Here is a 21632-nt window from a genome sequence, read left to right on the forward strand (position 1 = left end):
TTTGGGGACTGCCATGACATCCGACACGAACGATCACCGCCAACTTGACCACCTGCTCTCGAACTCGGCCGCGCGCCTGGACCGGTGGCGCGACCTGAATGCCAAGGCGCAAGCCTGGGCCGCCGAGGTCCGGTGCGCCAGGTCCGGCGCGGGCGCGGGACCCGTGCAGGAAGCGCTGGCGGACCTGCGCCCGATGGAGAGCTACTTCGCCTACCCTGGCGTGCGGCTGCTGCATGCGCTGGATGAGCGAATTGCGGACGGCGACGGCATGGGCGCGGCGCGTCTCATCCTGCGCATGAGCAACTCCCTGCTATCGGGCAGTTATCGCTACGACGAGGGCGAATGGCAGGCGACAGAGGAATTCTCCGCCGAAGGGCCCGACCGCACCCCGCCCGGACTGGCGGGAAGCCACGCCAGCCGGCCATACTTCGAGGCGCTATTCGTGAGCCCGGCGCCCGCCGTCCGCGCTGCGGCGATTACCCGAGAAATCCGTGAGCTTCGGCGGCACGACGACCCGCTGATCTACGAGCCCGTCCTGGTTGGAAGCGTCGAAGATGCCTTGCTTGCCACGATCCTCAACGGCAAGCTGGAAGCCGTCGTCATCTATGACGGCATCCCCATCCCTTCCAAGCACGATGCCCCGCTGCTGCGGGATTTTCTGAGCGTCTACGAGCACCTGGACGTGACGGTCGACGCGCCGCGCGAGATCGGCGTGAGGCTGGCCGACATGATTGCGCACATCCGGCCGGAGCTGGACATTTACCTGCTGACGGACAGGAACGTGGAACAACTGGCGGGCGACCCCAGCGCCTCGGCGATCCGCCGCGTCTTCTACGAGGTCGAAGAGCCCATGGAGGTGCACCTGAACATTCTGGAGGGCGTGCGCGATCGGCAATCCACGCCTCACTTCGACAATCTCAAGCAGTATGCCGCTAAGCCAATCAGCACCTTTCATGCGCTGCCCATCGCGCGGGGCAAGTCGATCATCAAGTCCAACTGGATTCGCGACTTCGGCGAATTCTACGGGTTGAACCTCTTCCTGGCGGAGACGTCCGCCACGACAGGCGGCCTGGACAGCATGCTGGAGCCCACGGGCAACATCAAGGTCGCCCAGGAGAAGTTCGCGCGCGCAGTCGGCGCGGACCACGTGTTCTTCGTGACCAATGGCACGTCCACGTCGAACAAGATGGTCTACCAGGCAGTGACCAAACCGGGCGACATCGTGATCGTGGACCGCAACTGCCACAAGTCGCACCACTACGGGATGGTGCTGTCGGGCGCGCAGCCGCTGTACGTGGAAGCCTTTCCGATGACGGAGTATTCGATGTATGGCGCGGTTCCGCTGCGCACGGTCAAAGAGGCGCTGCTGGCGCTGAAGTCGGCGGGGCGCCTGGACAGGGTGGCCATGGTCACGCTGACCAATTGCACCTTCGACGGGCACATCTACAACACCCAGCGCGTCATGGCCGAGTGCCTGGCCATCAAGCCCGACCTGATTTTCCTGTGGGACGAGGCGTGGTTCGGGTTTGCGCGTTGGTCGCCATTCTTGCGCATGCGCACGGCGATGGGCGCCGCAGCCGCGCTGCAGGCATGGCGCGACGACCCCAAGGCGCTCGAGGCCTGGCAGGCACAGTGCCGCGAACTTGGCGAGGATCTGGACCCCCAGGACCCGCGGCTGCTGGATCGCGTCCTGGTTCCCAATCCGCGGGCCATGCGCGTACGCGTCTACGAGACGGATTCGGTGCACAAATCCATGTCTAGCCTAAGACAGGGATCGATCATCGCCGTGCGCGATGAAGACTACGAGCACCATGTCTCGGCATTCCACGAAGCGGTGTTCATCCATGCATCCACCTCGCCCAATGCGCAGATCATTGCCTCGCTGGATGTGGCTCGCCGTCAGATGGAGCTGGAGGGCTACGAGTTGGTCATGCGCGCCATCGAGGTCGCCCTGGCCATCCGCCGCGAGGTCGCGAATCATCCACTGATTTCGCGGTACTTCAGCGTGCTGGGGGCCGACAAGATGATCCCCGAGGAATTTCGCGCATCGGGCTTTGCCGACTATCTGGCGCCGGGCATGAACTGGCTGACGGCCGTGAAGTCTTTCAAGGAAGACGAGTTCTGCCTGGACCCGACCCGGCTGACGCTGGTGTGCGGCACGGCGGGATACGACGGCACCACGTTCAAGAACCTGCTGGCTTCCCGCTACAACATCCAACTCAACAAGACCTCACGCAATAGCGTTTTGCTTCAGAGCAATATCAACAACACACGCAGTGACGTCGCGATGCTTATCAAGGTGCTGCTGGAAATTTCCGAGGAAATCGAATCAGGATTCAAGGAAAGCGGCGAAGCGGGCAGGGCAGAGTTCGCCGAGAAAGTCAGGAGCCTGATGGAAGATGTGCCCAGCCTTCCCAACTTCAGCCGCTTTCATGACGGCTACCGGGATGACCCGCGCAGCCCCACGCAGGAAGGCAACATGCGAGACGCCTTCTTCGCGGCCTACAACGAAGCGGATTGCGAATACCTGCCGCTGTCTAGTCAAGATATTGACAAGCGCCTGGAGGCGGGCCCCCCGCTGGTGTCAGCGAATTTCGTCATCCCCTATCCGCCGGGCTTTCCGATCATGGTGCCAGGCCAGATCATCGACGCGAACACCATTGAGTTCATGCGCAAGCTCGACGTCAAAGAGATCCATGGCTATAACGGGGCGCGCGGCATCAAGCTGATAAAGCCGTCGGTCTTCAGAGGCGCCGAAGGAAATAGAGCATGAGCAGAATCTTCGTGACGCTGTTCAAGACGCTTTTTGCAGGAAGGCGGCGCCTTGACGCTGCGTTCGGCCTTGCCCTGATCATGGCGGCCGGGCTGTTTCTTCAAGGGTGCACCGCGACGCCCGCCAGGTTGCAGGCGGTGCCGCACGGCTTGGTCGACCAGGTTGAAGTTCCTGGAATGCCTGGTGTGCGCTATCTGGTTGTGGCCGACTCGCCAAAAATCATTCAGGCGGCCTACGAGTCGTTGAAAAGGGAACAGGATTATCTTGCGAGGCAGGGGTATTCGGGCAAGCTGGGACCCGCTGTATTCCTTGCGATTTCTGGGGGTGGCGACAACGGGGCGTTTGCTGCGGGGTTGTTGAACGCATGGACGGAAACAGGCACCAGACCGGAGTTCAAGCTTGTGACCGGCATCAGCACGGGGGCACTGATTGCCCCTTTCGCTTTTGTCGGCAAGAAATACGACGCGACGCTGAAGGAAGTCTATACAACGACTTCGCCGGGCGACGTGATGATCAAGCGCAGTTTGCTTGGCGGCGTGTTGAGCGACGCGATGGCGGACAACCGTCCGCTATTGGCCCTGACCCGAAAGTTCGTGACTCAGGAATTCCTGGAGGAGATCGCCGCCGAGCACGCCAAGGGGCGCATGCTGTTGATCGGCACGACGGACCTCGATACCGGCCGTGGCGTCATCTGGGATATGGGCAAGATTGCCACTTACGGCGGTCCTGCGGCATTGGACCTGTTCATAAAGGTCATGGTCGCCTCGACGTCGATTCCGGGCGCTTTTCCTCCGATGATGATTGACGTGGAAGCCGGCGGACGACGCTACCAGGAGATGCACGTTGATGGCGGTGTGGTGGCGCAAGTTTTTGCCTATCCCGTTACCCTGCGCATCGCTGAGGAAGCGACGCTGCGCGGCGCCAATCGCGAGCGGGAACTCTATATCATCCGCAACGCCCGGCTGGACGCGGACTGGATTCAGGTGCAGCGCGCCACAATGAGCATTGCGGCGCGCGCGGTCGCGTCCATGATTCAAAGCCAAGGTATCGGCGATCTTTACCGCATCTACACGACGGCGCACCGTGATGGCGTCCAGTTCAACCTTGCGTTCATTCCATCGAGCTTTCGGGCGCCGCATCGAGAGGAGTTCGACACGGAATACATGCGATCGCTCTACGACACCGCCTATGACATGGCATTGAAGGGCTTCCCGTGGTCCCATGCGCCGCCGGGTTTCGCGTTGCCGACGGTTGATTCACCCGGCAAATAGATCGCGGGCTGCGTCGCGCGTGTCAGGGTTTGGCTCTTACGTCCGGAGACGCAGGCGCGGAGTACCAATGTTCCGGCGGCACGATCTTGGGCTGTTCGGGGTCTCCCTCGTAGGCAGGCGTCATGATTTGCACCTGGTATTCGTTGAAGACATCAATGATGTGGCGGTGCAGCTCGGCGTAGCGTTTGCCGATCATTTCTGTGTCGCGCACATAGACGTTCAGCTCGTATGAAACCGAAAAATCTCCCAGTTTGGTCAAGAGAATGAAGGGGCTCGGATCTGAAAGCACGCCGGCGGTCCGCCCGGCGGCGGTGAGCATCATGGCCTCGACCTGCCGCCACGGCACCTCGTAGCCGATTCCGACCGTGGTGTGAAGAATCAAACCTTTGGTGCCGGCAAGGGCACTGTAATTCGTGACGTCGCTGTTCAGAATCTGGGAGTTCGGTATCGTCACCTCTTCGTTTTTAGTCGTACGCAGATGCGTCACCTGAAGGCGGACGGTCACGACTTCGCCGACGACATCGCCCACCTTCACCCGATCCCCAACCTTGAAAACCCGCCGGTAGGTCATCAGGTAGCCCGCGATAAGGTTGGATATTGCCGTGGAAGAGCCTAATGACAGCATGAGACCGATGAAGATCGAGATGCCCTTGAAGGCTGCGGTTTCGGAGCCAGGAATGTAGGGGTACGCAACGACCACCGCAAACGCCAGGATCAGCACCCGGAGCAGTTTGTAGGTCGGCATGGCCCATTCCGGTTCGAACTGCGTGAAGACGACGCGCTTTTGTTCCACTGCGGCGAAGAATTTCCGGGCTCGGGCCAGCGTGAAGCGGGTCAGCAAATAGATGATGATCAGAATCAGGACGTCGGGAATGATTTCGGCTGTGGACTTTCCAAGTCTGCGGGCAGCATGGGTCGACAGGTTGAGCAAGTCGTTCGAGGCGGAACGGGTCCAGGGAAAGAGCGCGAACACGTATTGCAGGTATGCGTAGATCGACACGACGATGGTCATGATCCCGATCGCCAGGATCACGCCATGCAACGCTTTCCAGATCGTGTCCGATCGCACGACCTCGAACGACTGGATGTCCACGTCGTGAACGCGACGCTTCAGAATCCTGGAGACGGCCTTGTCCAGCCAGCGATTGAGCAACAACAAGACCGCAATGCCTGCCGCCAGCAGGACGGTGGCGCCGGCCGCGTGTAGGGCCGCCTTGATCAGGTAGTCCGTGCTGCGGGTCAGGCGGTATTCGTCGATGGCCTGGCGAATGCGCGCCAGGTGCAAGGCCGCGAGGTTCTCGCGCGTGGTTTGCTCGAGCTGGGCGTCCGCATCTGTGACGACCATCAATGCCGTCTTGCCTGCCAGGATGACCGAGCCAGTTTCGATGGTGTCCACTTTCAGTCCGGCGCTCGCGAAGGCGGCATCGGCGGCCGCTTCCTCGATTCTCCGCCCAATGGATTGCGCCCGTTTCTCGGCGGGAAACGATGACAGCCCACGGACCGTGAACAGAACGTGGCCGTCGATCTCGACGGGGGCTGTTTCCAGCGTCAATTCAAGGGCAGGGGCCGTGGAACGCGCCTCGTCGCCAGCGGCCCCGAACGCGAGCAGGGGCGCCAACAACACGGCGGCCAGGATGAACGACTTGAGTCTGCGGGCCATTTGTGTCTCCCACGCTCACCGCACCGTTGAGTCGTGCTTCACCGGCGAGCGTGCGCGCAAGGCTCGCTTCGCACGATTTATCCGGCATGACGACCATCCGGACAGAATTGCGGATTAAGACAGCGTCGATGTTGACTTCCATCATTAAAACGCCGGCAGCAGTGGATGCCGTTGCCACGCGAGGCGCTTGGGAGACGGACGGCCCAAAGAATCGAAGATTTCTGATGGGAACGCTTGTGGGCGCGTTCCTATACTTCGTCACTTGCGCGCAGTGCTACCCAGATTGCCGGGATGCGCGATTTTGCGTTCTTGCCATAACAGACGATGCCGTATTCCGAACAGTCGCTGCACTGGGGGCAGTACCACCCTCGGTTTATCCATGACGCGTTCCATGCGCCGCGCGGGGTGGCGGTGCGGGCGGCCCACGCGGACTCATTTCCCATCGGCGCGAAAGCCTACATCGTCGACGAGGACGAGTCATCGGAATGGGCCGTTCGTCGGATCCTGGCCAATTTTTCCATCGACGTCATACAGAGCCGGACAGTGCGTGATTTCCTGTCTATTTATTCCGAGGGCGAGTGCGACTGCCTGATCATGGACTTTGGAAAATTGACCGCAGATAGGGCCGTCGATCGCGATTTGGCCCAGGCAAACGCCGCTCTGCCGATGATCTTCATCAAGTCCGAGCCTGAATTCGGCGACGCCGTCGAGGCCATGCGGCGTGGTGCGGTGGACTTCTTTGCCAAGCCGCTCAATTCCAGCCGCCTCTACCATGCCATTCACTTCGCGCTTCACCTGAGCCGCAGCGCGCATCTGAACCGCGTCCGGGCAAACCAGGAAGAAGCGCGAAAGGCGCTGCTGACGCAGCGTGAGCTTGTGATCGTTCAAGGCGTGATTGCGGGTCATTCCAGCAAGGAAATCGCTGAGCATCTGCATATCTCCGTGCGAACCGTCGACAACCACAAGGCGCGTGTTTATTCCAAACTGAATATCAATTCTTCGCTTGCGTTGGCCCGGCTGTTCATCGGTCTGATAAAGCCTGGCACTGACTGGCGCACGAGCGAGGGGCAATCCGATTATGTGCTGGCAAAAGGGTAGTTTTACTCTCCATTCCAGCGTCCTGTTCTTGAAATAATGTGTCGCCCAGTCTTCCGATACGTCAGTGCTGATCGTGGCCTGCAGCCTTGCGCGGTTCTGCGATGTAAATGCAAAGAGACATGGCGGAGCTTCAAGTTTGTCTGAGGCGCACGCGGTTATTGGGTCTCGCAGGCCGAGCGTTTTTGCGCTCGGCCTGTTGAGTGATATTTAACGCGCAGAGCGCATCGTTGATTGAGTCACAAGGACTGTTATGAATAAAAAAATAATCTCCCGATTCGCGTGCTTGGGAGTCGCTGTTGGACTGATCGCAGTCAAGCCAGGCCAAGCCATCGCTGCCGAAGACTTCAAACCGCCCGTGGGCAAAATCTCGCAACGCGCCGCGCCCGTCAAGGGCACGCCTGCCGCCTCCCCGACGTCCACGGGCGGTCAAGAAATTGCCCGGTCCCGCGGCACGGCCATTGCTCCCGACAAGGGGCTGTCCATCACGTCGGGCGCAACGCTTAATTCGCAATTGATCCGTGTGCGCACCTCCGGCGGAACCGGCACCTTGAACTTCCGGTTGCTCGACACCAGCGGCAAGCCCGCCGAACTGCCCGCCGGCCTGGTGTTCGGATCCGACGGCTCGCTCTCGGGCGCCGCACCCTCCGTCGCCAGCCCCAAGACGCTTACCTACCTGATCCAGGTCGAAGACAGCGGTGGCGGCAAGGCCAGCCGGGCGGTGCAACTGACCATCAACCCGCCTTTGAATGTCGAAGGCGGTTCCATTCAAGCGACGGCGGGCGGCCGGATCAAGAGCCCCGTCAAGTTCATCAACGTCAGCGGCGGTACCGGTAATTACGCCGTGTCCTATTCCAACGCTGATGGCAGCGCCATGCGTATCCCGTCCGGCCTGGTGCTCGACGGCAGCGGCCGCGTCAGCGGCGCGGTGCCTAAGTCTCTGGAAAAAATGGCCGGCTTGACCGCCACCATCAGCGACGAAGGCGGCGCCCGCGTTTCCATTCCGGTCGACTTCAACCTGGCGCCCGCGCTCGAAATCTCGACCAACCCGATCGAACTCACCGCCGGCGCCACGATGCCGACGGCATTGCCGGTGGTGAACGCCACGGGCGGCAGCGGCGCGGTGCGCTACGCGCTCTTCGACAAGGACGGCACGACGCCTGCCCGACTTCCCGAAGGCCTGAAGTTCGACGAGGCCACCGGCACGCTGCGCGGTCTGGTGCCGCCCACCCCGCAAGAGGGCCGTTACGTGGTGCTGGCCCAAGACGCCGGTGGCGGCGAGGCAAGTGCCCGATTCGAATGGAAGATCAATCCCCAGCTTCAGATTTCATTCGAGTAAATCGAAGTATTAAGTAAAAATAAAAAACCCGCCTTCCGCATTCTGGAAGGCGGGTTTTTATTTTTTGGGGACGTATTGGAATCGCGCCCTGTGGTGCTGCACCCCGGGGTTTTCCTTTTATTGCACAACCCCCCTGTGCCCCACCGCAGCGATTCAGTACGTAACATCTCTTTCCGTATGAGCGGCTGATCCCATTTGCCGATGGCGATATGCTTGGTGCTTAACTCGTATTTACGGGAAAGCCATGAGCGCATCGATTGAAGAACAGACTGCGGCTTTCAAGCCTGAACCCCGCATTTCGACCGGTAATTCCGGGATTGACGATATTCTGGGCGGGGGTTTGGATCCCAACAGGATGTATCTCTGCGAAGGGCGTCCAGGCGCTGGCAAGACCACCATGGGCATGCAGTTTCTGCTGGAGGGTGTTCGCCAGGGCGAGCGCGCGCTGTATGTCGCGTTGTCGGAAAGTCCGGCTGAGCTCAACCTCGTCGCGCACCGCCATGGATGGTCGTTGGATGGCGTCGAGATCCTGGAAATCGTGTCGGAAGACGTGCTGGACCCCGAGCGCGAGCTCACGGTCTTGCACCCCGCAGAGATGGAGCTGACCGAAACCACGCGGCTCATTCTGGACAAGGTGGAATCGCTGAATCCGTCGCGGGTCGTCGTTGACAGCCTCTCTGAACTTCGACTGCTGGCGCAGGGCTCTCTGCGCTATCGCCGCCAGATCCTGGCAATGAAGCACTTCTTCGCGAATCGCCAATGCACCGTGATTCTGTTGGACGATCAGGCGGCCAAAGAGGACGACCTGCAGCTGCACTCCATTTCGCACGGCGTCATCGCTCTTGAGCAGGTGGCGGTCGATTACGGCGCCCAGCGGCGACGGCTGCGCGTTCTTAAAATGCGCGGCGTCGACTTTCGGGGCGGTTATCACGACTTCACGATCAAGCGGGGAGGCCTGGAGGTCTATCCGCGGCTCGTCGCTGCCGAGCATCACAGGGAGTTTCACCCGACGCCCACTCCCAGCGGCAATGCGGAGCTGGACAGCCTGTTGGGCGGCGGCCTGGACCGTGGTACCAACGCCCTGTTGATTGGCGCGGCCGGCGTGGGCAAGTCCTCGTTGGCTGCCACCTACGCGGCATCCGCAACGCAGCGAGGCGAGCATGCGGCAATTTTTGCGTTTGACGAAACCCGGTCCACATTTTTTGCGCGTGCCCGCGCGCTGGGGATGGAACTGGATACCGCGCTGGATGCCGGGTTGCTGAACTTCAAGCAAATCGACCCGGCCGAAATGTCCCCGGGCGAATTTACGGCGTTGGTGCGCCGCGCTGTCGAGCAGGGCGGCGCGCGCATCGTGATTTTCGACAGCCTGAACGGGTATATGAACGCCATGCCCGACGGACGGTTTCTGATTCTGCAGATGCACGAACTGCTCAGTTACCTTGGCCAGCAGGGGGTGACGACCGTGATGGTGCTTGCCGAGCATGGGCTGGTGGGCCCGATGGAAACGCCGCTGGACATCAGCTATCTCAGCGATACGGTAATCATGTTGCGTTACTTCGAATACGGCGGACGCGTGCGCCGTGCGATTTCGGTCGTCAAGAAACGCAGCGGCGCGCACGAACACGTGATGCGCGAGTTCACCATGTCGTCGGCAGGTCTGACCCTGGGGCCGCCCTTGACCGCCTTCCATGGACTGTTTTCGGGCACCCCGCAGTACACGGGCGAAGACCTGCGACTATTGAGCGTACCCGATGCTTCGTCCTGAGGATGCCGAAGCGCGTGTTCTGGTGTATGCCCCGATCGGTCGCGATGGCACGGCCGGCGCGCGGCTGCTGCAGCGCGCCGGCTTCTCTACATACGTGTGCAAGGATGCGGAAGACCTGCTGATGCAGGCGGAAACCGGCGCCCTGACGGCTTGCATCACCGAGGAAGGGCTGTTCGGCAAGAATCTGGACTTGGTGAGCGAATGGCTGAAGGCGCAGCCGGCCTGGTCCGGACTGCCGTTTGTCGTGCTGACCGGCAAGTCGCAGAGCGGACCCGTCGTGCGGTGGCGCAAGAAGATGACGGAGCTGCTGGGCAACGTGTCGCTGCTGGAGCGGCCGACCCAAAGCCTTGCCCTGACCACGATGGTGCAGACGGCAGCGCGCGCAAGGATGCGCCAGTATGAGATCCGTTCTCTGCTGTTGGCCGAGAAGCAGGCGGCCCAGGCGCTCGAGTCCATGGTGGCAAGCCGGACCCGGGAGCTGGAAATGGCCAATGCCGAACTTCAGCAACAGATGCTCGAGCGCAGCCGGATTGAAGAGTCGCTGCGCCAAGCCCAGAAGCTTGAGGCGCTGGGACAACTGACGGGGGGCGTGGCCCACGATTTCAATAACCTGCTGATGGTCATTTCGGGGGGACTGCAAATGCTGCAGCGTCCCATCGACGACGGGCGGCGCACACGCCTGTATGCGTCGATGCGGCAGGCGGTGGACCGGGGCGCCTCGTTGTCGCGGCAGTTGCTGACGTTTGCCCGCCGCCAGGCCTTGCGCCCACAGGTGGTGGACCTGAACACAGTCGTTCGCGACATGCTGGACATGCTGGAGCGCAGTCTGCGCGGCGACATTGTCGTTTCGCTGGCGTTGGCCGACGGCCTGTGGCCGGTGGAGGTCGATCCGGGCGAGCTTGAACTCGTCATACTGAACCTGGCGGTCAATGCGCGCGATGCCATGCCCAACGGCGGCGTGATCGAAATCCGGACCGAGAACGTGGCTGCGCCGGGGCAGGGCGAGTTGACGGTCGACCACGTTGCGTTGCGCGTGACGGATACCGGCACGGGCATGTCCGAAGAGGTGGCGGCGCGCGTGTTCGAGCCATTCTTCACCACCAAGGATGTTGGCAAGGGATCGGGCCTGGGGCTGCCGCAAGCGTATGGATTTGCCAAGCAGTCGGGCGGCGCCATCGAGCTTTCCACACAGCCGGACATGGGCACAACCGTCTCGGTGTGTCTGCCCCGGTCGGCAAAACAAGCCGCCACGCGCGGCCGCCCGGCCGATGTGCGTGCGGTTCGGGAACGCGCCTCGACGCTGAATGTCTTGCTGGTTGAAGATGACGCCGAAGTGGCCGCGTTGACGGCCAGCATGCTGCAAGAGCTGGGTTATGCGGTCACGCCCGCTTCCAGTGCCGCCGAGGCGTTGGAAGTGCTGAACGGCGATGGCCGCGTCGACGTCATGTTGACGGATGCCATGATGCCGGGCGGTAAGAACGGCATCCAATTGGCTCGGGAAGTGCGTATCCGGAACCCGGGGCTGCCGGTGGCGCTGATGACCGGGTTCATGGGCGAGGAAGTGAAAAAGGCCGGGCAGGAGGGCATTCCCCTTCTGCCCAAGCCTTACCGGCTCGAGCAACTGGCGGGCCTGTTGATCCGTTTGACTGGCGGGCGCGCGTCGGGGCGGACGTAGCCGTCCTGGCGCGGGAATGGCAATTGCTGCGCGAGCCCTGCCCGCCAGGCTTGACAGCCACGCGCCAAGGAGACGCCATGATTGCAGAACGATTGCGTAGATTGCGCCGCATCGCGGCCTTTGCCGCCGAACGCTCGGGGGACTATGTGGAGTTGGTGGGGATCGAGTTGTCCCTTTACCGCTCGGCGCTGGTGGCCACCGTGATCAGCAGCGTGGCCCTTGTGTTTTGCGGGTTGGGCACGCTGGGGTTTATCTCGGTGGCCGCGATTGTGAGCTTTTGGGATACCGAGCATCGCAAGCTGGCCGCGTGGCTGGTGGCCGGCGCCTGGCTGCTGATCACGATGATTTCGCTGGTCATTTCGACACGGAGCGCGCCGAAAGCGTCGCCCTTCGCGGAACTGAGTCATCAGGTGCGCCTGGATACCGCTGCTGCACGGAGCCATTATGCCCAAGACGACCACACTGGCTGATAAAGAGGCCCTGCTGGCCAAGATGGAGCGCGACCGCCAGGCGCTCGATGTTCCCATGCCGCGACGTTTACCGCTCAACAGAGCGGGCGGGGCGTGGGCCCGGACGGCCGCGCTGGCCGCCGGTGCGACGCTGGGATGGCCGCGCTTTTTGCGCCAGCCGCTGCGCGCCATGGCAGCGGTGGCCATGCGCGACCGGGTTGCGGAACTGATGGGCCGCATGCAGGTGCGGCGCGTCAGCGATCCGATGTCGGACCCGGAACTGGCCCGGTTGGAGAAGATGATGGCGGACGTGCGCGCCGCTGCCGCCAGGTCGGCCGACGACGCGGAGATCGAGCGGCTTCGGGCGCTTTTGGATCTTCAAGTGGCGCGGCTGCGCAAATTGCGTGTGCAGCAAGGTCAGCGCGCCCAGCACGTCCAGCAGTCTCAAGTCATGCAGACCATTCCGCCCACTCCGCGAACCCGGCAGACCCCTCCCGTGCCGACCGCGCCGGCGGGCCGGGACGTTTCATCGATTCCATAGCGCAAGGCAAACGCGAGACGCGCCCGCGCTTGCTGCACGGGCGGACCCTCGCGGGTCCAATCCCCGGGCGGATCATGGCCGGTCCAAGAGCGCCCACGGACCCGCACCCCATCACTGCCGGCGGCGACTGCGTGCGCGTTGCCGATGCTGTTTCCGCGCCCGGCTGGTCAGCGCGGACGCCAGGGCAAGCAGCTTTTCCTCGTCCAGTCGTTCAGCGTCGACCAGTTGCTCGTCGGCGCCTTTCACCGCAATCAGCAGTTCGTCCAGCTTCAGGTGCAGCGCCTCGCTGTCCTTGTTCTGGCTTTGCTGAATCAGGAAGACCATGAGAAACGTGATGATGGTGGTGCCGGTGTTGATGACAAGCTGCCATGTCTCGGAAAACCCGAAGGCCGGGCCCGAGAACGCCCACACGACCACGGCGATCAGCGCGATGCCGAATGCGACAGGCGATCCCGCTCGCTTGGTGACTTGCGATGCGAAACGGTCAAAAAAGTGGGAGATCGGGTTCACTTTTCCGGCCTTTCCGGGCCGAGATTTCGGCTCGCAGTTTGCTCGCCGCTTTGCTGCATTTCTCTTCGGCATGGCGCTCCATTCCTTCACGCTCGGACCTGCGTGACGTAAAACCCGACAGCAAGCCTCATGCCCGATTGCTTGCGCGCCACGCGGCACGGCACGTGCTAGGCTCACGGTGTTTTTCGCCCGCCATATCGCAATGAAATCCCTACTGCAGTCTGAAATGTTCCTGCTGCTGGCCTGCGGGCTTGCGGTCGCGGGGCTCTTTGTTGAGCCGCATCTGGAAGGGCTAGGCCAAGCCGGTAGCCTTGTCGAAACGGTCGTGCTGATCGCCGCGATTCTTGCCGCGTCGCTCAGTGTTGCGCGCCATGCGGAACGAATCGCGCAGAAGCTGGGCGACCCGTACGGCAGCATGATCCTGACTTTGTCCGCCGTGCTGGTCGAAGTGATCGTGCTGGTGATCGTGTCGGCGAAGGCGGGCTCGCCGACGCTGGTGCGCGACAGCATCTATTCGGCGGTGATGCTGGACATCAACGGGATCCTTGGCGTGGCCGCGCTGATCGGCGGCTTCAAGCACGGCGAGCAGGCCTACAACGACGATTCGGCGCGCACGTACAGCGTAATGATCCTGACCGCTGTCACGGTGTCGATGATCATCCCCGAGTTCGTTCCGCAGCCAAGCTGGCGGGCCTACAGCGCTTTCACGGTGGTGTCGATGCTGCTGATGTACGGCGTGTTCGTGCGCATGCAGACCGGGCCCCACAGTTATTTTTTCAGCTACAGCTATCCGGACAAGAAGACGCGCAAGCCCGCGCCGGCGGGCGCGCAGCCAAATTGGCGCCAGTCGGCAGTCGTGATGGCGGTGGGCATTGTGGCGGTGGGCGCGCTGGCCGAACTGATGTCGCACTCGCTGAATCGCGGCCTGAAAGGGATGGATGTGCCCGTCGGCCTGATCGCACTGGTCGTCGCGGGAATCTCGGCGGCGCCCGAGATGTTGACGGCGTTTCGCGCGGCGTTGGCCAACCGCATGCAATCGGTGGTCAATATTGCATTGGGCGCGTCGCTGTCCACGGTGATCCTGACCGTGCCGGCGATGGAGGCGATGGCCTTGATCACCGGTCAGCGGATCAACATGGCGATGACGCCGCTGCAGACGCTGATGATGCTGGTCACGTTGGTTGTCGCGGCCATCAACCTGAACGACGGGCAGACGAACGCCATCGAGGGCCTGACGCACTTTGTGCTGTTTGGGGCGTTCCTGATGCTGCTGTCGCTGGGGTTGTAGCGGGCGGGCCAGGTGCAAGCGCTCGCCCGGTCATGGCTGTGCCGCTTTCCGGGCGGTAAGGGCTAGTCCTTCGGGCCAGATTTCTTGGGCAGCACGGCAGGGGTGTCGTCAGCGGGCTTGAACACTCCGCCGTCGGTATCCGCTTCCGGAGCGGGATTGCCATCGATGGCCGGCGCCTTGCCGACGGACTCGCCCTCGCGTGCGCGTTCCCGGTCATTGGCCTTGTCCAGGCCCTTCTGGACACGGTCTGCGATGTCCACCTGGTCTTCGGTTGACGGTTCCGGGGCGGGATTGCCATCCGCGTTCGCGCCTGCGTGCCGCGGATCGCGGGTGCCGGATGCATCGAGGCTGCGGGAAGGGTGTGCGTTCATGGTGCTCTCCTTGAAAACGTCCCTGGGCGGCAAGTGCCGTGCCTGCCCTCGCGCATCCCGCGCTTACCCACGCTCGGACGCCATCACGGGTTCTGCCTCGGCCTCGCCATCGGCGGCGCTGACGTGGACGATGCGTTCGGGCAGCGCCAGCGCGATGCCTGCCGCCTTGAGCGACCGCATGATGCCTAGGTTGATGGACTGCTGCGTATCCATGTAGCGGTTGTAATCCGCGCTCATCAAGTAGTAGACGGCCTCGTACTCCAGCGCGCTGTCGCCGAATCGCGCCAGGTGGGCGCGGTCGAATCGCACATCGCTCTGCTCGTTGATCCGGTCGCGCAGGATGCCGGGCACTGCCGCGGCACGTTCGACGTCGGTCTTATAGCTGATGCGTACCGAGAAGACGATGCGCCGTTGCTGCATGCGCTTGTAGTTCTGGATCGTCTGCTTGAGCAGTTCGGTATTCGAGCACACGATCTGTTCGCCGCCCAGGCTGCGGATGCGCGTGGTCTTCAGGCCGATGTGCTCGATGCTGCCGGCCACTGCCCCGAACACGATGAAGTCGCCCACTTCAAACGGCTTGTCCAGGCCGATGGAAATGGAGGCGAAGAGATCGCTCAGGATGGTCTGCACGGCGAGGGCCACGGCGACCCCGCCGATGCCCAGGCTGGCGACCAGCGCCGTGATGTTCACCCCCAGGTTGTCCAGCATGGCCAGCAGCGCCACGGCCCAGACGAAGGTGCGTAGCAGCAGGCCGAGCAGGGTGGCGGTCACGCGGCTGGCGTCGCCACGTGCTAGCACCGCGCGGCGCACCAGCACGTCCACGGCGCGCTCCAGCCACAAGGCGCCCTGCAGCGCCAGCAGCACGAACCACAGATGGCTGATGGTGGCGCCGCTCCAGGGCAGGGGCGCATCGCTGACGTCGATGCCGGCCATCAGGCACAGCAGCGCCAGCACGACCCAGTTGGTCCGCCGCAGTATCTGCGACATGGCGCTGGCGAAACCATGGCCAGGCAATTGCGCGCGCGCCTCCAGCCGCGCGCGCACCACCTTCAGCACGGTCGCAAGCACCATGAAAAGCACCGCGCCCACGCCGAGTGCGATGATCCAAAGCGCCATCGGGTGCGCGCTGAGCCAATCTCCAAATATCCATGAATTCATTACGGGGCCTCCCATGCACGGAGCGCCGACCGCAGCAAATGTTGTTCCTCGTGCGCTTGGGAAGCCGAGGCAGGCCCCCGAAGCCTGAGCCTCAGGGGCGTCGAGACATTTACTTTTTCAGACCCGCCAAGGCGTCGCGCAGCATGAGCTTGGGGTTTTCGTTGCACTGCTTGACCAGCATCGGCGTGCGGGTGCTGATGCCCTCTACGTCGACCACAGCCTCTTCGGGCTTGCCTTTGTTGTTCAGCGCTTCTGCATAGCTGACGACGACGGGACGGAAGCTCTCTTGGACGTCGAGGAAGTCCTGGCATTGCCACATGCCGAGAGGCTTTTTCGCATCAGCTGCCTGGCCGGTGACCGAAAAGGTCAGCGAGCCAATGAGACCAATCATCAGTAGGTGCTTCTTCATGTTCGAGCTCCTGGGTTGGCTTGCAGATGGAATGTCTTACAGGGATAAGTGAGCCGGGAGGCTCACCGATTTACATTACTGAAATCGGATGGGCGTCGTCAACGCGGCCGACATCCAATGGCGGAGGGGGATCCGCTTATACCGGTGACGCCGCAACGCCCGGCGACATCATTGCAGCGCCGTGTCCAGCAGCATCATGAGCACGAATCCCAGCATGAGGCCGCAGGTCGCGGGAACCTCGTGGCCTTTTCGATGGGTCTCGGGAATGATTTCGTGGCTGATGACGAACAGCATGGCGCCAGCCGCAAAGCCCAATCCCCAGGGCAAGAGCGAGGCCGACCAGCCCACAATGGCCGCGCCAAGCACGGCGCCCAGCGGCTCCACCAGCCCCGATGCCATCCCGAAGCCAACGGCGAATGCGCGCCGATAGCCCGCGGCGAGCAGGGCAATGGCCACCACCAGTCCCTCGGGAACGTCCTGGATTGAAATGCCCATGGCGAGCGAACCCGCCTGCACGGGATCGGCGCCGGCGTAGCCGACGCCGATCGCCAGGCCTTCTGGAAAGTTGTGCAGCGTGATGGCGAAGACAAACAGCCAGGTACGGCGCAGGTTGCGTGCCGGTTTGCCTTCCTTGCCCTTGATGAAATGCTCGTGGGGCAGCACGCGGTCCAAGAGCAGCAACGCCAGTGCGCCGAGCAGGATGGCGCCGGCTATGGTCAGTCCCGCGGCCCAGGGGCCGCTGCCGAGTTGCCGGGCCGCGTCCAGGCCCGGAATGATCAACGAGAACGCGCAGGCGGCCAGCATGATGCCCGCGCCGAATCCCAGCAGCGTGTCCTGCACCCGCTCGGGCACGCGTTGCGAGAACGCGACCGGCAACGCGCCCAGCGCGGTCGCGCCCGCCGCGAGCAAGCCGCCCAACAAGGCGGCGCCAACTGCGGGATGGCCGGCGTCCAGGTATCGCCATAACGCGAACACGCCCAGCCCGCACACGACGAGCAGACCCGTTCCCATCAGACCTCTCAGCATCGAGGTCCGCGGGTCCGGCAGCGCCTGGCCGGCTGGGGAAGTCTGGCGGGGCACTTAATACGATCCCGAAAAGAGGCCGCGCGCTGCCGCAAGACGTGCAAGCGCAGACGCGGTCAACGTTGAATCCGGTTGTGAGCCGTGGCATGGCCGATCCATGGATGCTCCTCAGGGTGAAGACCGGAGCTTTGTTCACCAGGGGCTGCCGGCCGGGTGTGGCCGTCGAGCCCTAGCAATGCGCGTGCCTGGGCGGCCGGTAAGTCCCATGAAAAGAGCGCCCGAAGGCGCTCCAGCGGACCGCGCGCGGCGCGCGTCAGGTCAGGCAGAACTGCGGCGTGCCGCTAGGGTCGACGCGCCGGATGCCCTTGAGAATCCACTTCGCGTGCCGCTCGGCTTCATGCTGAGCCGAAAACAGCTTGCCGCTCGGAATGGGCCAGACTGCTTGCTGGTCCTCAAGGTCGCCGTCACGCCGGGTCGTGACGTCCAACCGGTACTTGCCGCTGGGCAACTCAATGACGTCGCAGTGGACTTTGAATCCATCTACGCAAATACCTTGTTCAGTATTCATCGTGCGCTCCAGAGAGTGTGGTGTATGAGAATCGTGCTGCCACGGGATTTTCCAAAAACTGCCTCCGCCAGGGTGCAACAAAGTGCAATAATTCCCAACCAACCTCAGCATGGTTTGAGCGACCGACCAGTAGTTGGCTGGCCAGGCTGCCAGGGCCCCAAGCAATTCGGGCCCTGGACGAGGTCCAGGGCCCGGCGGGACATGCACAGCAGGCGGATACTACCTGCGCGTGCTCATGAAGGGGGACGAAGGGGCGCGGCTCACTGCCCGAGATTTGACGCCGTCTTTCCAGCCGGCTTTCCACATCTCGACGCGGCTGCGCCATTCATTGACGGATTCGCCGGTGTGCGCAGGCATGGCTGCGGTGCGAAGGTAGGGGCAATCCAAAAGGGTCAACCCCTGGCGCGCGGCGTCTGCTCCCAGCTTCTGGATATCCACTTGCATGGCAACTCTCCCAAAAGATGCGAGCGCCTAGTTTGCCCAGCGCAAAACGCTCGCGCAACGAAGGGCGTGTAACTTCGCGTTTCTCTGTTACATCGCCGTAAGACCTGCCTGCCGATCCGCAAAAAAGTGCCCCGCAATGCGGGGCAAAGACTCACGGTTCAAACAAAACGCAAGGCCACAGCGACGTGGCGAGGCCGTGCCAGCCATCGGGCTCCCCAACCAGAATCCGATAACTGTGTCGCTGTGACACCTCGACGTCCGCAACTAACGTTCCCATCCCACACGTGCGCGGCCTACTGATTGCAAAGCGATTGCGCACTGCGTGACGCCCGCCTCGTGACGCGTGCGGGGTGAGGGGATTTCTACACGACCGGAAAAAATGACTGGCGTCGCGCCGCGTGCGTGAACAGCTCGCGGCACCGCCAATTGGCGCGGTTCGGTCAGGCCCGCGACTTGCGGCGGTCGGGCATCGCGTATCGACCACACGACAGGAGGACCGCATGAAGTTCACCAAAGCCACCAACGCCAAAGCGCAAGGCGACGCCATTGTGTTCGAGATGGAGACAGCCGGCGTCACGCGGCAGTTCGAAATATCCGGTGATGTGCTGCGGCGCCGTTTTGGCGCCGCGGACGATACGGCGCCGGAATTGCTGCGCGCTTTCGAGCGCAGCGAGGACGCGTTGCGCGACTTGGCGCATCGTACGCAATGGGTTCCGACCGATGGGCCGATAGCGGTGGGCGAAGGCGATTTCGGTTGAATGTGAGCCCGGCGATGCTCGCCGGGCGCGAAACGAAGCTCGCCATTGGGAATGACGTTTGCTGGAACGTGCCCGTTCGTCAGACGGCATCGCGCCGTCATCCGGCGACGCTACTTCTACTGGAGGTCCGAATGAAAAACCGTCTTTTGAAGGCAGGACTTGGCGCTGCAATTGTCCTCAGCATGGGTTCGGTTGCGCTGGCGCAGACGCCCGCCGCCCCTGGAGGGCAGGTGCCCGCCGCAACGAACAAGCTGGACAGCGAGGCTCGTGGCTTTTTGAGCGACGCGGCCGAGTCCGGTCATCTCGAGATTGCTGGCAGCAAGATGGCGCTGGAAAAGTCGCAGAACGCCGAGGTCAAGAAGTTCGCGCAGATGATGATCGACGATCACACGAAGGTGGGCCAGAAGCTCGAGGCGTTGGCCAAGAGCAAGGGTTTCGAACCGCCGAAGGACCCGTCGATGATGCAGTCCGCCAAGCTCAAGGCGATGGGCTTGCGCGACGAAGGTTTCGACAAGGCTTACGCGGACGAGATCGGCGTGGATGCGCACGAGGACGCCGTCAAGCTGTTCGAAAAGGCCTCGAAGGAAGTGAAGGATCCCGAGGTCAAGCAATTTGCGATCGAAACGCTGCCCAGTCTTCAGCAGCATCTGCAGGCCGCCAAGGCGCTGCAGCAAAGCGTGTCCGCCAGGAAGTAGCGCACACGCGTGCGCCGGCGCCCTGTGCGGCGCCGGGCCGTTCAAGCGGGCCTGCCCGCCACTCGTTGCACCAGGGCTCACCGGCATGCGCCTTGCTGTACTGGGGCTGGGCCAGGCCCGCTTTCCAATCGATCCACCTACAGGAGTGATCATGAGCCAAAAGACCTTGAAGGAATTGTTCGTGCACGAGCTGTCCGACATCTACAGCGCCGAAAAGCAATTGACGCGAGCCCTGCCGAAGATGGCCCGCGCCGCCAGCGACCCTGCGTTGGCCGACGCATTCACCGCCCACCTTGAAGAAACCCGTGGTCAGATCGAACGCATCGACAAGATCGTGGAAGGCGCGGACTTCCGTTTGAAGCGCATCAAGTGCGCCGCGATGGAAGGGCTGGTGGAAGAAGGCCGCGACGTGATTGAAGATGTCGAAGAAGGCCCGGTGCGCGATGCCGCGCTGATCGCAGCGGCGCAGAAGGTCGAGCACTACGAGATCGCCAGCTACGGAACGCTATGCACGTTTGCCAAGCAACTGGGCGAGACCGAAGCGCTGACGTTGTTGAAGGAAACGCTGGCCGAAGAAAAGGCCACCGACGAGAAGCTGAGCATGCTGGCGCTACAGCAGACCAACGCCGAGGCCGCCAAGGCAGGCAAGGCAAAGTAGTGGAAGGCGCGGCAGCGTGCCCGCTGCGGCGATGAGGGCCCTGCGCGGCACTTGCGCGTGCAGGGCCGTAATTCGTACTATGCGCTGAAATGGGGCGCCCAGGAGAGCATCATGAAACCAGCAGACGAGTCACCTTCGCGCGGCCGGCCCGCGCGGCGTGGGGCCAGGACCGGCCGCGGGCCCTGGTTGATGCTTGCCTTCTGGATAGGCGCCGTCGCCGTCTTGTTTCTGGTCGGCGTATTGATCCGCGGAATGTAGCGGCCCGGCAATCATTGGCACAACCTTGACGCCACCATGGTGACGACGGTGCCATCCGGAAGCTTGTAGTGTCCGTCGCCTTCCCAGGTCACGAGCTGGCCATCGGGAAGGCAGCAGTACGAGCGGGCTTTTCCGTCGCCGAGGGGCTGCGAAGAATATCTGTCGATGCGGTAGGTATTGCCGTCGGCGGCGGCGGCAACCACTTCCATGACGCGCTTGTAGGTTGGGTTTGACATTTCTGTCTCCTGTTCATCCGGCCGGAGTATTGGGGCATGCTGCCGGTACGGGGTCAATACGCATCGCAGCATCGGTCACGTATATGCGGTGGTCAGCAAGCGTCGTTCCGTCGCGAGTGGTTCATAGGTACGGGTTTTGCTGCACGCGCGGTACGAACAGGAGGATTCCACATGCCCGCAATTCCTTTGGCCGCCTACTGGGAGCGCGATGCCGCGCAAGAGGCGGTGCAGCTCGCCCGGCCCATGTTGGAGGCCGCCCTCTCGAATACCCGCGTTGGCGAAAGCGGATTCCTGCACGTGGTGGTCATGAATCCGCTGGCGCATCCGGGCAGCTGCGAATTCGCGGACGCGATCCTGTACGAGGAAAGCATCGGTGATCCCGCGGAGTGGGACGCGGACTATGGCGCCTACGCCCGCGGCAAGGCGCGCGTGAGCTGGCGCACGGGCTTGGGAACGCACGAGGTGATGGCGCTCAGGCCCCATCTGCTTCGCGCCCGGGATACGCAGGTCTGGGGCAGCGTGTGCCTGGACGGGATCGTGGTGGCGGTCAGCGGCGCGAACCCGTGGTTCGATGAGGCGTTTGCCGCCGCGGTCGCCTCGCTGTTCAAGGCGGCAGTGCAGGGTCGGCGGGAAGCGCTGCAGGTGCGATAGCGCGAGGCTGGTCTGCTGCGTGAGGGGCGCCTCGGAA

22 protein-coding genes are annotated in these 21632 nt (G+C 62.7%); 13 read left to right on the plus strand and 9 right to left on the minus strand.

Annotation, left to right across the window (positions count from 1 at the left end):
- The first annotated feature begins 13 nt into the window (after positions 1–13).
- Both ASD87_RS15475 and ASD87_RS15480 read left to right on the plus strand, forming a co-directional pair.
- Positions 14–2773 carry a decarboxylase gene (locus tag ASD87_RS15475; protein WP_056323244.1) on the plus strand — a complete coding sequence of 920 codons (2760 nt, stop codon included), beginning with the start codon at positions 14–16 and terminating at the stop codon, positions 2771–2773.
- Positions 2770–4044, plus strand: coding sequence for a patatin-like phospholipase family protein (locus ASD87_RS15480; RefSeq protein ID WP_200952201.1), 1275 nt, complete (start codon positions 2770–2772; stop codon positions 4042–4044). The genes ASD87_RS15475 and ASD87_RS15480 overlap by 4 nt, the downstream gene beginning before the upstream one ends.
- A gap of 22 nt (positions 4045–4066) precedes the next feature.
- Here the strand turns inward: ASD87_RS15480 and ASD87_RS15485 are convergent, their stop codons facing one another.
- Entirely contained in the window at positions 4067–5704 is a 1638-nt protein-coding gene (locus tag ASD87_RS15485; RefSeq protein WP_082586304.1) for a mechanosensitive ion channel family protein, read from the minus strand.
- Positions 5705–6028: 324 nt separating this feature from the next.
- On the opposite strand from ASD87_RS15485, the gene ASD87_RS15490 reads away from it, so the two are divergent.
- The 6 genes from ASD87_RS15490 (at position 6029) to ASD87_RS15515 (ending at position 12568) form a co-directional block, all read left to right on the plus strand.
- Positions 6029–6802, plus strand: a complete 774-nt coding sequence (locus ASD87_RS15490; RefSeq protein WP_056323247.1) for a response regulator transcription factor — start codon at positions 6029–6031, stop codon at positions 6800–6802.
- Between the two features lie 283 nt (positions 6803–7085).
- Positions 7086–8138 (plus strand): Ig domain-containing protein, encoded by a 1053-nt coding sequence (locus tag ASD87_RS15495; RefSeq protein WP_056323250.1) that lies wholly within the window; start codon positions 7086–7088, stop codon positions 8136–8138.
- Positions 8139–8382: 244 nt separating this feature from the next.
- Entirely contained in the window at positions 8383–9903 is a 1521-nt protein-coding gene (locus ASD87_RS15500; protein ID WP_056323253.1) for an ATPase domain-containing protein, read from the plus strand.
- Positions 9890–11578 (plus strand): ATP-binding protein, encoded by a 1689-nt coding sequence (locus ASD87_RS15505; RefSeq protein WP_056323255.1) that lies wholly within the window; start codon positions 9890–9892, stop codon positions 11576–11578. The genes ASD87_RS15500 and ASD87_RS15505 overlap by 14 nt, the downstream gene beginning before the upstream one ends.
- Before the next feature lie 77 nt (positions 11579–11655).
- Positions 11656–12048 (plus strand): phage holin family protein, encoded by a 393-nt coding sequence (locus ASD87_RS15510; RefSeq protein WP_056323258.1) that lies wholly within the window; start codon positions 11656–11658, stop codon positions 12046–12048.
- Positions 12023–12568, plus strand: a complete 546-nt coding sequence (locus ASD87_RS15515) for a hypothetical protein (RefSeq protein ID WP_056323261.1) — start codon at positions 12023–12025, stop codon at positions 12566–12568. Before ASD87_RS15510 ends, ASD87_RS15515 begins: the two co-directional genes overlap by 26 nt.
- Positions 12569–12679: 111 nt before the next feature.
- Here ASD87_RS15515 and ASD87_RS15520 read toward each other — a convergent pair whose 3' ends face one another.
- Positions 12680–13150: a low affinity iron permease family protein gene (locus ASD87_RS15520; protein WP_082586305.1), complete on the minus strand. Its 471-nt coding sequence runs from the start codon at positions 13148–13150 to the stop codon at positions 12680–12682.
- 130 nt (positions 13151–13280) lie between these two features.
- Between ASD87_RS15520 and ASD87_RS15525 the strand changes: the two genes are divergently transcribed.
- Complete coding sequence (locus ASD87_RS15525; protein WP_056323262.1) at positions 13281–14366, plus strand: calcium:proton antiporter; 1086 nt, start codon at positions 13281–13283, stop codon at positions 14364–14366.
- A gap of 62 nt (positions 14367–14428) precedes the next feature.
- Here ASD87_RS15525 and ASD87_RS15530 read toward each other — a convergent pair whose 3' ends face one another.
- The 6 genes from ASD87_RS15530 to ASD87_RS15555 all read right to left on the minus strand — a co-directional run bounded on the left by ASD87_RS15530 (position 14429) and on the right by ASD87_RS15555 (position 18339).
- Positions 14429–14737, minus strand: a complete 309-nt coding sequence (locus tag ASD87_RS15530; RefSeq protein ID WP_186350995.1) for a hypothetical protein — start codon at positions 14735–14737, stop codon at positions 14429–14431.
- Between the two features lie 63 nt (positions 14738–14800).
- On the minus strand, positions 14801–15895 hold the full coding sequence (locus tag ASD87_RS15535; protein ID WP_235512717.1) for a mechanosensitive ion channel family protein: 1095 nt from the start codon (positions 15893–15895) through the stop codon (positions 14801–14803).
- A gap of 109 nt (positions 15896–16004) precedes the next feature.
- Positions 16005–16304 carry an acid-activated periplasmic chaperone HdeA gene (gene hdeA / locus ASD87_RS15540; RefSeq protein ID WP_056323268.1) on the minus strand — a complete coding sequence of 100 codons (300 nt, stop codon included), beginning with the start codon at positions 16302–16304 and terminating at the stop codon, positions 16005–16007.
- Between the two features lie 168 nt (positions 16305–16472).
- Positions 16473–17315 carry a ZIP family metal transporter gene (locus ASD87_RS15545; protein ID WP_235512718.1) on the minus strand — a complete coding sequence of 281 codons (843 nt, stop codon included), beginning with the start codon at positions 17313–17315 and terminating at the stop codon, positions 16473–16475.
- 325 nt (positions 17316–17640) lie between these two features.
- The gene (locus ASD87_RS15550; RefSeq protein WP_056323270.1) at positions 17641–17895 is read right to left on the minus strand and encodes a hypothetical protein; all 255 of its coding nucleotides are present in this window, start codon (positions 17893–17895) and stop codon (positions 17641–17643) included.
- 219 nt (positions 17896–18114) lie between these two features.
- Complete coding sequence (locus tag ASD87_RS15555) at positions 18115–18339, minus strand: CrpP-related protein (protein ID WP_056323273.1); 225 nt, start codon at positions 18337–18339, stop codon at positions 18115–18117.
- 500 nt (positions 18340–18839) lie between these two features.
- Between ASD87_RS15555 and ASD87_RS15560 the strand changes: the two genes are divergently transcribed.
- From ASD87_RS15560 to ASD87_RS15570, 3 genes are all read left to right on the plus strand, one after another.
- Positions 18840–19097: a DUF1488 family protein gene (locus ASD87_RS15560; protein ID WP_056323276.1), complete on the plus strand. Its 258-nt coding sequence runs from the start codon at positions 18840–18842 to the stop codon at positions 19095–19097.
- 131 nt (positions 19098–19228) lie between these two features.
- A complete protein-coding gene (locus ASD87_RS15565; RefSeq protein WP_056323278.1) occupies positions 19229–19792 on the plus strand; it encodes a DUF4142 domain-containing protein in 564 nt (187 codons plus the stop codon).
- A 151-nt stretch (positions 19793–19943) separates the two neighbouring features.
- Complete coding sequence (locus ASD87_RS15570) at positions 19944–20450, plus strand: ferritin-like domain-containing protein (RefSeq protein ID WP_056323281.1); 507 nt, start codon at positions 19944–19946, stop codon at positions 20448–20450.
- Positions 20451–20719: 269 nt separating this feature from the next.
- On the opposite strand, the gene ASD87_RS15575 is transcribed toward ASD87_RS15570, so the two are convergent.
- On the minus strand, positions 20720–20944 hold the full coding sequence (locus tag ASD87_RS15575; RefSeq protein ID WP_056323283.1) for a hypothetical protein: 225 nt from the start codon (positions 20942–20944) through the stop codon (positions 20720–20722).
- A gap of 171 nt (positions 20945–21115) precedes the next feature.
- Between ASD87_RS15575 and ASD87_RS15580 the strand changes: the two genes are divergently transcribed.
- Complete coding sequence (locus ASD87_RS15580; protein WP_056323286.1) at positions 21116–21595, plus strand: hypothetical protein; 480 nt, start codon at positions 21116–21118, stop codon at positions 21593–21595.
- Positions 21596–21632 lie beyond the last annotated feature (37 nt).

It is taken from the genome of Achromobacter sp. Root170 (assembly GCF_001428165.1).
In the GTDB taxonomy this organism is placed as follows: Bacteria; Pseudomonadota; Gammaproteobacteria; order Burkholderiales; family Burkholderiaceae_B; genus Achromobacter; species Achromobacter mucicolens.

Bases quoted from the DNA above. Each gene is read 5' to 3' on its own strand.
- ASD87_RS15475 (WP_056323244.1), top strand. From the start codon at position 14: ATGACATCCGACACGAACGATCACCGCCAACTTGACCACCTGCTCTCG.
- ASD87_RS15480 (WP_200952201.1), top strand. From the start codon at position 2,770: ATGAGCAGAATCTTCGTGACGCTGTTCAAGACGCTTTTTGCAGGAAGG.
- ASD87_RS15485 (WP_082586304.1), bottom strand. From the start codon at position 5,704: ATGGCCCGCAGACTCAAGTCGTTCATCCTGGCCGCCGTGTTGTTGGCG.
- ASD87_RS15490 (WP_056323247.1), top strand. From the start codon at position 6,029: ATGCCGTATTCCGAACAGTCGCTGCACTGGGGGCAGTACCACCCTCGG.
- ASD87_RS15500 (WP_056323253.1), top strand. From the start codon at position 8,383: ATGAGCGCATCGATTGAAGAACAGACTGCGGCTTTCAAGCCTGAACCC.
- ASD87_RS15505 (WP_056323255.1), top strand. From the start codon at position 9,890: ATGCTTCGTCCTGAGGATGCCGAAGCGCGTGTTCTGGTGTATGCCCCG.
- ASD87_RS15510 (WP_056323258.1), top strand. From the start codon at position 11,656: ATGATTGCAGAACGATTGCGTAGATTGCGCCGCATCGCGGCCTTTGCC.
- ASD87_RS15515 (WP_056323261.1), top strand. From the start codon at position 12,023: ATGCCCAAGACGACCACACTGGCTGATAAAGAGGCCCTGCTGGCCAAG.
- ASD87_RS15520 (WP_082586305.1), bottom strand. From the start codon at position 13,150: ATGCCGAAGAGAAATGCAGCAAAGCGGCGAGCAAACTGCGAGCCGAAA.
- ASD87_RS15525 (WP_056323262.1), top strand. From the start codon at position 13,281: ATGAAATCCCTACTGCAGTCTGAAATGTTCCTGCTGCTGGCCTGCGGG.
- ASD87_RS15530 (WP_186350995.1), bottom strand. From the start codon at position 14,737: ATGAACGCACACCCTTCCCGCAGCCTCGATGCATCCGGCACCCGCGAT.
- ASD87_RS15535 (WP_235512717.1), bottom strand. From the start codon at position 15,895: ATGAATTCATGGATATTTGGAGATTGGCTCAGCGCGCACCCGATGGCG.
- hdeA (WP_056323268.1), bottom strand. From the start codon at position 16,304: ATGAAGAAGCACCTACTGATGATTGGTCTCATTGGCTCGCTGACCTTT.
- ASD87_RS15545 (WP_235512718.1), bottom strand. From the start codon at position 17,315: ATGGGAACGGGTCTGCTCGTCGTGTGCGGGCTGGGCGTGTTCGCGTTA.
- ASD87_RS15550 (WP_056323270.1), bottom strand. From the start codon at position 17,895: ATGAATACTGAACAAGGTATTTGCGTAGATGGATTCAAAGTCCACTGC.
- ASD87_RS15555 (WP_056323273.1), bottom strand. From the start codon at position 18,339: ATGCAAGTGGATATCCAGAAGCTGGGAGCAGACGCCGCGCGCCAGGGG.
- ASD87_RS15560 (WP_056323276.1), top strand. From the start codon at position 18,840: ATGAAGTTCACCAAAGCCACCAACGCCAAAGCGCAAGGCGACGCCATT.
- ASD87_RS15565 (WP_056323278.1), top strand. From the start codon at position 19,229: ATGAAAAACCGTCTTTTGAAGGCAGGACTTGGCGCTGCAATTGTCCTC.
- ASD87_RS15570 (WP_056323281.1), top strand. From the start codon at position 19,944: ATGAGCCAAAAGACCTTGAAGGAATTGTTCGTGCACGAGCTGTCCGAC.
- ASD87_RS15575 (WP_056323283.1), bottom strand. From the start codon at position 20,944: ATGTCAAACCCAACCTACAAGCGCGTCATGGAAGTGGTTGCCGCCGCC.
- ASD87_RS15580 (WP_056323286.1), top strand. From the start codon at position 21,116: ATGCCCGCAATTCCTTTGGCCGCCTACTGGGAGCGCGATGCCGCGCAA.